Here is a 14,107-nt window from a genome sequence, read left to right as displayed (position 1 = left end):
AGCGTAAAGACTTATATGTATTCCTTTGTAGTCTAATAATAATTAATGATTAATAACGTCGATAATGAAAGCTGTTATTTGTACTTTTAATCAGCACATAATTTAATTTATATATTGGTGGGATCTATGAAATTAACAGTAGCAATGAAAATAATCGGTGGTTTCACCATTATTTCACTTTTACTCATTTTAACCAGCGTAATCTCATGGAATAGTTTAAATACTATTGGTGATGCCACAAAGCAGCAAAATGAGCTTGCAATACCAACGCTAAAAGGCAGTAATAAACTCGCCAATGACTTAACTAATATTGGTAACTTAACACTTCGTGCCTACTACCAAACTGAATTAGCACCACTGGCTGAGAACCGCAAAGCCTTTGATGCAGATCGTGTTGATTTTAACTCTCAACTGACAAAGTTAAAAAGTATAGTAAAGGCTGAGAACAGCTTAATTAGCAATCTTCGTAAAGTCGATACGGTTTATAACCAATTAGTGAATGAAATTGATAGTGTTATAAACAATAGAAAAACCGCCATTGAACAACATGACGTGCTGATTGAAAAAATAGATATCATCGAAGAAAAGGCTGATGATACTGCAACCATACTGTTAGACCTTGCCGATCATGACTTAGCTGACACTAAACTACAACGTGCGGTTAGCTTAGCTGAACATTTAGAAACTTTACTTAACAGCATGGTAAGCTCAGCGTTTGAATACCGTGAAATTTCTGATCAACAATCGGCTAATTTAGTCAGCGGTGAAATCAAAAATTCTTTTACCGATATTCAAAACTCTGTTGATGATGTGATCAGTGAACTTAACCAACAAGGTATGGGGGGTATTGCTGATGACCTAACCTCTAGCTTTGTTGAGTTACAAAACTATGTTACTGGCAGTGAACAAATATTTGCCAATAAAGATGACCAACTTGCCGCTATCGCTGCAGCAACTGCAAGCCTTAAATTGGCAGAAGAAGGCATTAGTAGCACTAACGCAATCTTGGCAACACAAGTTGACCTAGCAAACAAAACCACTATAGAAACTGGCTTACTTGTTGAAGAGTCTGTTTCTGAAGGAACTCGCAACACTGTAGTTATTACATTAATTTCTATCGCTTTAGCAGTAGCAATTGCTTGGATCACTTTAACCAGTATTACTCGCCCACTAGGCCGAGTAAACGAAATGCTTAATGTCGTTTCGTCAGGTGACCTTTCGCGTAAATTGGACGAAAGTGGCAACGATGAATTCGCACAATTATCTCGCAATTGCAACTTGTTAATCGAAAGTCTACGTAACCTTATTCAAAGTATTGTCAGTCGTTCAACTCAGTTAGCTACAGCTGCAGAACAAACTTCAGCAGTTACAGCACAAAGTACAACAGCTATTGTCGAGCAAAGAACACAAGTAGAACAAGCGGCTTCTGCAACAACAGAAATGAGCAGTACCTCGCAAAGTGTGCTTTCAAGTGCGAATGATGCACTAGGCGAAATTAAGCAAGCAGATGACGAAGCTGAACGTGTTAAAGTAATTTCAGGTCGCAACCGCGAAACCATAGAATTATTGGCTAACGAAGTAGAATCAGCATCTCAAGTTATCAATAAGTTACAACAAGACAGTGCGTCAATTGGCGGAATTCTTGATGTTATCCGTGGTATTGCAGAGCAAACCAACTTACTAGCATTAAACGCTGCCATTGAAGCGGCCCGTGCCGGTGAACAAGGCCGAGGTTTTGCTGTTGTTGCTGATGAAGTTAGAACACTTGCTAGTCGTACGCAAGAGTCAACTCAAGAAATTCAAAATATGATTGAAGTACTGCAAGGCGGCGCAGAAAAAGCCGTGTCTGTTATGGATACCGGTAAGAAACAAGCAACTAACTGTGTTGAACAAAGCGTTCAAGCAGAACAAGCACTCGATACCATTACTCACGCTGTTCACGAAGCTTTTGACCGTAGCTCACAAATTGCTACCGCGGCAGAAGAACAAAGTGTCGTCGCACATGAAATTAGTGAAAATCTTGAATCGATTGTTGCTATTGCAGAGCAAACCACGGCGGGCTCACAACAAACCGCTGAATCAAGTAGCGAAGTGGCTCGATTAGCGGAAGAGCTACAACAATCAGTACAAGAATTTAAATTGTAAACTTCCAGCAGTAACATAAGCTTTCTAAGTCGCAAACATTGGGCTTTGAAAAAAGGAAAGAAAAATATGCCGATCAGCTAACCCTGATCGGTTTTTTTTGCATATTATTCTGACTTTCACTTAACCCTATTTTTACACAACAAATATATTAAGCTATACAGGAAAGTAAATAGCCGCCTGTCAACTGCCCTGCCTTCGCTATTATTTAAGAACAGGCAAAGTTCTTAACCTAAGCTTAGATTAGAGCATTACGTATTTTACTCATTTCCTCTATCTCAGTTGAAAATTGTATAACTCATTGCAACTTTTGAAACACCTTAGTGGAACAACCTAACCTGAGCCCGGGATAAGCAAAATGCTACAGCAGCGCCATTAAAAGCTTTGCTGCCAGTGGAGTAAAATTTCACTATTATTGAAAAAATACTTCATATGCAATTGGCCGCCATTCTCCAACTTTAGCTCTAAAGGTATCTTATTTTGTCCGACAAAGTTTGGATCAGTACTGCTGAGAAATGAAATATAGTAAGCACCGCCACTAAAAAATGTCGTGCCTTGATACTGATAACGAAGCAAATTTCCCCAATTATCAACAAAATCAAATTCTGAACTCCAAAGGTAAAGTACACTTGATTGTTTAGTAAACATCAAGGATGCACTGACATTAGCCGATAAATTAATACCATTTTCTTGATAGTCAGTTAACTGCCAAAGTCCCGAAGGAAAAAATACCTTAGGGCTGACAGCTTGAAGAGGTTTAACGGCTTGCTGAGCTGCTTGCTCGTTTGGGGGCGGTAGCGCGGTTTTGACTTGTTCACGGCTTTCTGCTTGCTCTTGAGTAGAAGGAGACTGACTCGATAAGCCCTTTGTTAATAATTGCTGATTTTTCTCTGTTTCATTTTGCTTTGAAGCTTGAATGCTCTGCTGCAATTCCGGCTTAGGGAGTAATCGTGGAGCCAACAATAATCCAACTCCTAAGACAATCAAAATTATCGAAGGATTACTGACATTTAGCTTAATACCAAAGCCTTCTACATGGTTACTATTTGTACTTTCCTTTTTACCAATAATAAATAGCACTAAGCCGATAACAATTAGCACGCAGCCAACCAAGACCACAATATTATCAAATATATCCATTATTTAAGCCTCGATAAATACCGTCTCAGCTAATTATAGACAGAGAAACTGCCGGTAAACTCAAGTTGGCTAATTATTTAAGCAAAAATATAAATTAAGACGAGCTTACCTGATATCACTAGCGCCTTTGATAAACGCAAAAGTTTAACTTATAGATATTTTTTTCATCCGCTTCTCTAACCTCACTAGCTGCTAGCTGCCACTCTTTAAGGTCGTAATCAGGAAAATAGGTATCACCATCAATATCGGCATCAATATGGGTAATATAAAGACGCTGCGCAGCCGGTAAGCAATGTTGATATATCGCACCTCCACCGATTACCATAACTTCTTCAACCTCGCTCACTAGCGCTAGAGCCTCCTCAACTGACGTAACTGTTTCAATACCTTCAGCAGAGTAGTTTTTATCCCGTGAAATCACGATGTTTTTTCTACCCGGTAGTGGACGGCCAATCGACTCATAAGTTTTCCGTCCCATAATAATCGGCTTACCTAAAGTTGTTTTTTTAAAATAAGCCAAATCCGCCGGTAAATGCCACGGCATATCATTGTCTTTACCAATAACTCTATTATCAGCGTGTGCCACTATCATCGACAGTATAGTCATAACTACTCTTTTTAAATTTAAATTAACTGAATATCAAAATATTATACGTTATTACAGATAACAAAAAAGGTGAATTGCCGTTTAGCTATTCACCTTTTCACTTCACATGATAAGAAATCTGAACTGTTTTTTAATAAGCGATCATATCTGATACCTAGGAAATCGTTTCATTTGTATAACAGCTAAGCGTGCGACAAGGAAAAATAAAAGCCAAACAAATGCGCCACCGCTGCTCTGCTTAGTTTCAGGGATAATTTCGCTAGGCTCAACTACATTTTTAATCTGTAAATAAACCGAGTTTGTCGCCATTAATTCGCCGTCACTTACCATTACCTGAATTTCAACTGTCTCTTCATTTGCCACGGTTGGTGCCGTAATAACTGTGCTCGCATTAGATTCATCATCAAAACTCACTTGTGGCCCTGATATTTGACGCCACTGATATGTTAACGTGTCATTGTCTGGGTCAACACCAACCGCTACTAGCACTTCACTGCTCCCCTCAACAATACTGATTTCCTGAACTTCAATGGTCACTGCGGGTGCTTTGTTTACATGATTAACAATAACGTCCGTTCTAGCCTGACTTATATCTCTACTGTCATCAACACTAAGCTCAAAAATTAACAACTCTTCTTCCATAACGGATGGGCTAGTAAAGCTTAATTTAGATTGATTAGCATCTATTAATTCAACTTCAATACCTGAGACTTGTCGCCACTGATAAGCTAATTCATCTCCTTCAGCATCATGAGTGCTCGAAGCATCAAGTATAACGTCACTTTCTTCGTCAACAATATACTGACTCGGTAATTCAATGGCCGGTAATTGGTTAACAGATTCATAAAAAATAGCTCCGGGATCAGTGATACTCCCATTTAACAACATATCACTATCGTTCGGCCCGCCATCTTCTATCAGCAACTGAATACAATCATCACCTTCATTCAATCCTATATGATAACTTTCTGAATCGATATTTGGACATTGCCCTTCGTCATCGCGTAACGCACTACTGATAGTATTTTTATCATCAACAATAAAGTCATACCAACCTTTTGTTGGCGCATATTTGCGATAATAGGCTTTATCAGATAGTAAGTTACCATCCGCCAATGGAATGATGACCGCAACTGAGTCGCCTACTTGGACTAACCCATCAATAGCAAAATCAAAAACAGCACCACTAATTTGGTAATGTTGCATATACACACTTTGATCAGTATCAAGAATAACGTTGGCTAAATCTTCGATACTCATACTAGCAAATTGACTGCTTGTTCCGTTTAGTGATTGCACAAAAGTTCCGACTGATAAAGAATAACCTGAAACGACTTGCATCGGTTCATTACCCTGCTCTATAGGTAGACGCGTCGTGTTAGCATCATCATCTAGGTAGTTTGAAATACCATCATTATCGCTATCTCCAGTCCCTTCTTCACTATCTACAATGCCATCATTGTCACTATCATTGACATTACTCAGCGCTGATGAATCTTCAATAATAATTTGGATGCGCCTAGATATTGAATATAACTCTAAGGTATTAGTTTCAGCCACTAGTACATCTACAAAATATCGTCCAGGTATCAGGCTTCTTGGTTCAAATTCAAACTTTAAACCATCATCACTAGTTTCAAAGTCAGAAATTTCATCATTAACAACTTGCCAGCTAACATCATGTCTGTCCTCAATATTTACATCCTTGATCACTGCTTCAATATAAGCTTTACCTGAGCCAGACGAAATAATACTAACGTTCTGATCGTTTTGCTGCTTAGTGATTTTCAACCTAGGTTTGAGGTTTCGTTCAATGACACTTAAATGAGCTACATTGTCGCTATCGAAAAAAGCATTGCTGACATTTTCAATTTCTACAGACAAAATATCATCACTATTTACATCACTTGGTATCTGAATATTTAGATTTGTAGTAACACCTGAATCCATTACAGCCGATGAATTTATCAGTTGTTCATCATTTAGCTTAACAACATATTCAATATTAACAGGGTAAGTAGGTGCTTGCCCACTTAGCATTACTGGTAATGAATAATCTCCTCCCGCCATAACAAAAATGAAAGATTTAACATTGAGCTCTGGCAATATATGAACATCAACTGTGGTGGCTGCTCGGTTACCCGAGTTATCTGTGGCTTCCACCTCAACAAGATGTGAACCTGAACGGTATTGCGATTTTCCGATAATAGTCGCATTTAATTCACCGTCAACCAAATCAATGGCACTAAGATGAACAAGATTTGAAATATCAGTCAATCGTCCGCGGGCCTCAATTGTTATCAGCTCATTTGCATCAAACTCTGGTGCGGTTGTATCAACAATCATTACTAACTGTTCTTTTGTTGACTGATTTCCAAAAAAGTCTGTCGCTGTCCAAATAATGGCATGCTCTCCTATCTCTAACGGACTCGTTAGATTTGACATAACTGTCGGAGGGTTCAAGTTATTATCTGTTACTTCAGGTGTAGGCAAATCGATAGTCGTTGTTATCCCTTCAGCTTCAAAAGTTAACGGCGGCAATTCCCCAATAACGGGTGCTTGATTATCACCATTGTTTCTATCTAAGGGAGCGTCGTCTTCATCATCAGGGATACCATCATTATCATCATCAGTATCCGCATTGTTACCAATACCATCGAGATCGGTATCGATAGATTCAGATGCATCTAACGGGAAAGCATCGGCTGCATCGGCAACGCCATCGTTATCATCATCCGTATCGGCATTATTACCTATACCATCTAAGTCGGTATCAACAGACTCTGTTGCATCTAACGGGAAAGCATCGGCAGAATCTTCAACGCCATCATTATCATCATCAGTATCCGCATTGTTACCAATACCATCTAAATCGGTATCAACAGACTCTGTTGCATCTAATGGGAAAGCATCCGCTGAATCTGCAACACCATCGTTATCATCATCCATATCGGCATTATTACCAATACCATCTAAGTCAGTATCAATAGATTCAGATGCATCTAATGGGAAAGCATCGGCAGAATCTTCAACGCCATCATTATCATCATCAGTATCCGCATTGTTACCAATACCATCTAAATCGGTATCAACAGACTCTGTTGCATCTAATGGGAAAGCATCCGCTGAATCTGCAACACCATCGTTATCATCATCCATATCGGCATTATTACCAATACCATCTAAGTCAGTATCAATAGATTCAGATGCATCTAATGGGAAAGCATCGGCAGAATCTTCAACGCCATCATTATCATCATCAGTATCCGCATTGTTACCAATACCATCTAAATCGGTATCAACAGACTCTGTTGCATCTAGCGGGAAAGCATCGACTGCATCGGCAACGCCATCGTTATCATCATCCGTATCGGCATTATTACCTATACCATCTAAGTCGGTATCAACAGACTCTGTTGCATCTAACGGGAAGGCATCGGCTGAATCTACAACACCATCGTTATCGTCATCCGTATCGGCATTATTACCAACACCATCGAGATCGTTATCGACAGACTCTGTTGCATCGAACGGGAAAGCATCGGCAGAATCTACAACGCCATCGTTATCATCATCCGTATCGGCATTATTACCTATACCATCTAAGTCAGTATCGATAGATTCAGATGCATCGAACGGGAAAGCATCGGCAGAATCTTCAACGCCATCGTTATCATCATCGCTATCAGCATTATTACCAATACCATCTAAGTCGGTATCAACAAACTCTGTTGCATCTAACGGGAAAGCATCGGCAGAATCTACAACGCCGTCGTTATCATCATCAGTGTCTGTATTGTTACCGATACCGTCGAAATCAGTATCTATGCTATCTGAAGTATCTAACGGTAAGTCGTCTAAACCGTCTTCAATACCATCATTATCCGTATCTTTATCAAGTGGATCTGTACCTAAGTTTGCTTCTTCAGTATCGCTCAGGCCATCATTATCATCATCGAGATCAGCATTGTTACCTGTACCGTCATCATCGGTATCAAGCCACTCTTCAGCGTCATTAGGAAAATCATCAAGTTGATCAAATACGTTATCATTATCTGAGTCTCGATGAACAACACCCTCAATAATTAACGCTGGATATTGACTGTCGGTGCCATAATCCCAATACGTTGTTCCCCAATTACTATAAATGCCCGAATTATCTGTTGGTGCTTGTATCTCGGCAGTTGTATAGCCAGTACCGACACCATTGCCCGGCTGTCTGGAAAGATCCGTATTCCAATAGCTATCTGACGTAGTAGATAGTGAATCAAAACCTACGACGTTACCAACATAGTTATTACCAGAAACTTCACCAATGCTGTAATTTAATTTAACACTTGAACCTGAGAAGTAGCCAACTAAACCACCCACATAGTCAACACCCGTGACGTTTGAAGTTGAATAGTTATAGTCCGTTCTCCCGTTCCACGAAGAGCCCACTAATCCGCCAACGCGATCGCCATTAGCTGTTACAGTGCCCTCAGTATAATTACGGTTTACGCTACCCCAAGCTTTGAAGCCAACTAAACCAGCAACATGATTATTTCCGCCAGTAACATTACCGATAAAGCGAGACGCTGTAACATCACCTTGTGATGCATAACCAATCAATCCACCAAGGTAATCCTTGTCTGCGGAAGTTGATACATCGCCAACAAAGGAAACATTATGAAACTCACTTGAGATAGTTACAGACCCTAACACTCCACCAACATGACTTGCTTGCGCTAAGACTTGACCGGTAAAATGAATATTACGGATAGATGAACTATTTGCTTGAGAGAAAAATCCTACTCTGCTTTCATTACTGGTATTGTTAATAACCAAATTTAAGATCTGATAATTATTACCATCAAATGTAGCCTTAAAGGTACCAATAGGTTGCCAACCTTCATCTTGGTTAAAACTATCATTAGCGATACCATCGCCATTTTCATCAAAATCTAAGCTATTAGACAACTCATAACCGCTGCAAACGGTAACAATTACACCGTCACCACACCCTGCTGAGTTGTTAATATTGCCATCGTGATAACCTGTGCCCGTTAAATTATTACGTATATTGTTAAGTTGCACTAAAGTGGATATTTCAATTAAGCCATCGGCGTCATTATCAATATCACAAGCATTACCGTAGCCATCATTATCGCTATCTAACTGGTCAATATTACTCACTGCTGAACAATTATCGGCACCATCTAGTAGGCCATCATCATCATCATCAGTATCAGTGTTATTGCCAATGCCGTCGCCATCAGCATCATATTGTTCACTGCTGTCTAATGGAAAATCATCATATTGATCAAGCACACCGTCGTTATCATCATCGGTATCAGCGTTATTGCCCATACCATCGTTGTCGGTATCATCCCATTCTGAGCTATCAGTTGGAAATGCATCTAAATTGTCTTCAACACCGTCGTTATCATCATCGATATCTTCATGGTCAAAACTGCCATCGAGATCAGTATCACGATGAACAATGCCATTTAAAATTAGCGCAGGATATTGATTCTCTGTGCCAAAATCCCACTCCGCTATTGGCCAATTTTCATAAAAGCCACTATTAGTAATCGGCGTTTGCAAATCAATACTGTTATAACCGCTACCACTTTCACTGGTAGCTTGATTTGTTGTTTCAATATCCCAAAGGTTGTCATTATCACTACTACCTTCATACTGACCAACTAAGCCACCAGCATATAAATTACCGTTTATGGCACCTTTGGCATAATTTCGTGCAATACTCGATTCAGAATAACCTACTAAACCGCCAACAGCATAATCACCTGTTACATTAACATGCGAAAAACTGTCATAAACACCGCTAGCTAAGTGGCCAACTAAACCGCCAATATCACTACCAGTACTGTTAATTGTGCCAACCGTATAATTGTTAGCAATAGTGTTACCTGATCGGTAACCAATTAAGCCTCCCACTTTATTACCTGTGGTGGTGATATTAACATTCGCATAATTGCGCTCAACACGAGCGACACTAGAAACTCCGGCCAATCCGCCAATATATTCGGCGCCACCGTTAATGGTTACAATTGAATGACTATCATATATATCAGCTTGCCCAGCATGCCCAAATAATCCGCCAATGTATTTTTGGTTTTCACTTGCGTGAATAGCGCCTTCAAATGAAAGATTCTCAACATCAACCACTACACCGGCACGACCCACAATACCACCAACATATGAAGCTTCACTCGTGATTGAGGTTAATGAACCACTAAAATGTAGGTTTTGGATTTTTGAATATTCAATATAACCAAAGAAACCAATGTAATGGCCCCGATTGCTATTATTGATCACCATATTTTTAATTTGAAAACCATTACCTTCAAATATAGAATCAAACCGATTAGCGCTATCACCTATGGGTAACCAACCTTGCTCTTGGTTATAAGTATCATTAAGTTCGCCGTCACCGTTTTCATCGAAATCTACATCATTTAGTAATTCATAACCGTTACAGGTAGTAACGGCAACACCATTACCACAGCTGGCAGACGACTCAAAATAACCGTCATTGTAAGCAACACCAGTGAGATTAAAACGGATATTGTAAAGCTGGGATAAGCTTGAAATATCAATTAAACCATCGCCGTCATTATCAATATCACAGGCATCGCCAACCGAGTCACCATCACTGTCAAGTTGATCAGCATTAGCGTTTAATGGACAACTATCAACATCATCATCTAAACCGTCATTGTCTTTATCTGTTTCAGCGTTATCGCCAATACCGTCACCGTCACTGTCAGTATCTTCAGAAGGGTCATTAGGAAAGGCATCGCGATTGTCACCTATACCATCGCCATCACTATCAACACTTTCTAACGGGTTATTCGGAAACGCATCAGCATTATCACCTATACCATCACCATCACTGTCAACAGATTCAGCGACATTATTAGGCATAGCGTCAGCATTATCACCTATACCATCACCGTCGCTATCAAGCCATTCTGTGGCATCATCTGAGAAATGATCCGCTCGATTGCCAATGCCATCGTTATCGTCATCCCAACGCCAAATATAAACATCATTGCCGTCACCACCTAAGTAAGTAACGTGCATGTAATAGTCATTTTCAACTCGAATTACGCCACCTTCACGAATACCATTAAAATATCCGTTAACGCGATTAGCCCCTGTATTACTAATCAGCGTAGTACCATATGTCATGCTGTTGGTATTTGAGTAGGTAGAGGCATCAGCAAGTAAATTAATACTCAAACTAGCATTAGATAAGTTTACCTCACCACTAACAATGAGCTGATTATAGTGTTCACAAGCCGTATCTCGCGTGTAGTATTTTTCCGCTAAGTTATGGTGAAGAATCGCACCAGACTCAAAGCTTAAGTTATTAAGCGAAAGGCAACCTAAGTTTTCATCCGGGAACAACTCACCGCTTGAATTTGTTTGTACATTACCATTTAGAGTCGCGTGACCATTAACCTTTACAAAACCACCACCATTAACCGTTAATGTGCTGGCATTAGCCAATGAGTGAATAGCTAAAGAGAAGTTAGTAGCCACCGTCAGCATTATTGCTTTTTTGATTGATCGTCGAACTAAAGCTAAACCTTTATCCATTATAAATTCCTCCAAGCCCAATCGATTACTTGGAAGTTAGCTGCTGTAGTAATAATTCAATTTGTTTTTGTTGCTTAGCAATCTGTGCCTGTTGCAGGTCAATTTGTTTTTGTTGCTCTTGCGTAGCATTAATTAACACTGGGATAAGTGCTTGGTAATTGACTGATTTGATGCCTTTTTCATTGTTTTTAACTAGCTCAGGAATTACTGCCTCAACATTTTGTGCAATCAAGCCATATTGTTTACGGTTCGACTTGCCCAGTTCATCTTTCCAATAATATGTTACGCCTTCAATTTGCTTGATTTTTTCCACCGCACCGGCAATTGTTTTAATGTCTTTTTTGAGACGTTGATCAGAATTTAAGGTTAAGCCACCTGAAACTGTGATGTCGCCATTGTTTTCAACAGTGAATAGATCGGTTTTTATGCGAGTTTCCGAACGCCAGCTAGCAGTTGAATTAACATAAGTAGCAATAGCAAAGTTACCATTGTCAGCAGCAGACAAAGACCATTGATCAGCAAAGTCATCGCCATCATCAGCCCATAAATTAATCTCGACCATTTCAGCTTCCGCCCCGATAGCGGTTAATGCTTGACTAACAACATCTGAAAAGCGATAGATAGGGTTACAAAGCCATTCATAAGTTGCACTATTTCCTTCGTCATCATAAAAACAGTATTTGCTTTTACCTAGCGCCATAGAACCGTCAGAAAATGGGTCTAAACTCACAGTGTTAGCATTACCAATAACAGCGGTATAATCAGCATGACTGACTGATTGGTAACCAATTGTTATCGCTTCATCATGTGTACTAGCGGCTTGATAGCCCATCGTCAGCGCATAATCTCCGGTATTATTGGTTGAATCACCAATGGTTGTGTCGTACCGACCTTTACCACTCGCATTACTACCGATAGTGACACTATTCGTATTGTCACTAATGGTTCCATAACCTAGTGATATAGAATCATTGTCATTTGCCGCAGCAAACGCACCTAAGACAGTGGTTCGATAAATGGTGGTACTACCACCAGGGAGGTTAGCTGTAGACGGATACCAATGGCTACTTGATAGAGCCTGAACATCAGTTTCTAAGGTACTGTCATAGCCATATAAGCTGTTGTTTGAGCTTGAAAATGCACCAATCCAAACATTATCTTCACCTTCGCGATTTGCATAACCTGCTAATGCCCCTAAGGCTGTATTTCGATTGGCATTAGCAGTACTATTTGTACGGTTGTTGTCGTAACCTGCCAACGTGCCGACGAAAGTGTTAAAATCAGCATGTTCTGTATTCGGGCCAGAGTTCGCCCCAACCATAGTATTTGCAACACCTTCACCAATATCGTGCCCAGCCGCAGTTCCTATCAGTGTATTTCGTGAAGCCATAGCTGTAAGGTCATAACCTGCTTGCTCACCAACAGCGGTATTATTATGGCCAGTAAAAGCATCACTATCACCTTCTTCAGCAGGTGAAGTTGTGCCACTACTAGCGCCAGAGCCTGTACCAATAAATGTATTATTTTCACCTGTCGTATTTCGATAACCTGCTTGCTCACCGATAAAAACATTATCATCGCCGCTAGTATTACTTTCACCTGCCTCCTCGCCGACAAAAGTATTATCATTACCCGTTGTGTTACTAGCGCCTGCTTCAGAACCGATAAAAGTATTATCTGTAGCCGTATTTAACGCACCGGCTCTAGCACCGATAAAGGTATTGTCTGCTCCGCTAGTGTTACTTTCACCACTATTAGCACCAATAAAAGTATTATCCGTGCCGGTATTTAACGCTCCTGCATTAAAACCAATATTAGTAATATTGTCACCTGAAGTATTTGCCGCACCGGCATTTTCACCCACATTAGTGTTATTAGTTGCCGTAGAGGTTTGAGCCACACCTGCATTAGTACCGACATTGGTATTGCCATCTGCATATCCCATTGGGCTAGTCACTAAGACGGAGGTTATAAAAATTGATGGAATAGTTTTGGTAAATGACTTGCGCATAACAACACCTTTATTTAGACCACAGTTTAGCAATCTACTTCAGAATATTTTTTGATAACGGAATATTAAAAAACAAATGTGCAGTCAATAAGGATATGGAAGTATTTCTTAGATATATGAAAGGCTCCTTATTCACTTCACATTTGATTGCTCTAATATCAAAATGACGAACTAAGGAAAAATATTAATCGTGAATAAAATATTGGTTGTTGAAGCAAGTCCAATGATTGCCAAAAACCTAACAGACCTTTTAAATTTGCATAATTATCATACGAAATACTGCGCCAGCAGTGATAATGCGATTAGTAGCATTTCAGTATTTAAACCAAATTTAGTACTACTAGACTTTACCTTGCCAGAAGTTGACGGTCTGCAAATATGCCAGAACATTAGAACGTTTTCTGACGTTCCAATCATTTTTATGTCTAATCAAGCAAATCGTCAACAGCGGCTTCAAACTTTCAACGTTGGCGCGGATGACTTCATAGAAAAACCATTCAATAATGACGAATTACTTTTACGAATTAAATCAGTATTAAAGCGCTGTAATACTCGTACTCACCGCCAAATACAGGTAAGCTAATTATAACCGCAATCGT

At 39.7% G+C, this 14,107-nt stretch carries 6 protein-coding genes; 2 read left to right on the top strand and 4 right to left on the bottom strand.

Annotation, left to right across the window (positions count from 1 at the left end; genetic code table 11):
- Window positions 1–126: 126 nt before the first annotated feature.
- Window positions 127–2,145, top strand: a complete 2,019-nt coding sequence (locus AC27JP_RS17350; protein WP_487117186.1) for a methyl-accepting chemotaxis protein — start codon at window positions 127–129, stop codon at window positions 2,143–2,145.
- A gap of 372 nt (window positions 2,146–2,517) precedes the next feature.
- Here the strand turns inward: AC27JP_RS17350 and AC27JP_RS17345 are convergent, their stop codons facing one another.
- The 4 genes from AC27JP_RS17345 to AC27JP_RS17330 form a co-directional block, all read right to left on the bottom strand.
- Window positions 2,518–3,282, bottom strand: a complete 765-nt coding sequence (locus AC27JP_RS17345; RefSeq protein WP_487117185.1) for a hypothetical protein — start codon at window positions 3,280–3,282, stop codon at window positions 2,518–2,520.
- Window positions 3,283–3,400: 118 nt separating this feature from the next.
- Window positions 3,401–3,889, bottom strand: coding sequence for a type 3 dihydrofolate reductase (gene folA, locus AC27JP_RS17340; RefSeq protein WP_487117184.1), 489 nt, complete (start codon window positions 3,887–3,889; stop codon window positions 3,401–3,403).
- A 141-nt stretch (window positions 3,890–4,030) separates the two neighbouring features.
- Window positions 4,031–11,497, bottom strand: coding sequence for a thrombospondin type 3 repeat-containing protein (locus AC27JP_RS17335; protein ID WP_487117183.1), 7,467 nt, complete (start codon window positions 11,495–11,497; stop codon window positions 4,031–4,033).
- 25 nt (window positions 11,498–11,522) lie between these two features.
- Window positions 11,523–13,508, bottom strand: a complete 1,986-nt coding sequence (locus AC27JP_RS17330; protein ID WP_487117182.1) for a tail fiber domain-containing protein — start codon at window positions 13,506–13,508, stop codon at window positions 11,523–11,525.
- A 190-nt stretch (window positions 13,509–13,698) separates the two neighbouring features.
- Here AC27JP_RS17330 and AC27JP_RS17325 point away from each other — a divergent pair, with 190 nt between their 5' ends.
- On the top strand, window positions 13,699–14,091 hold the full coding sequence (locus AC27JP_RS17325; protein WP_487117181.1) for a response regulator transcription factor: 393 nt from the start codon (window positions 13,699–13,701) through the stop codon (window positions 14,089–14,091).
- Window positions 14,092–14,107: the final 16 nt, after the last annotated feature.

It is taken from the genome of Colwellia sp. SU-HH01172, assembly GCF_057553355.1.
This window is presented reverse-complemented; position numbering and strand designations above follow the sequence as displayed.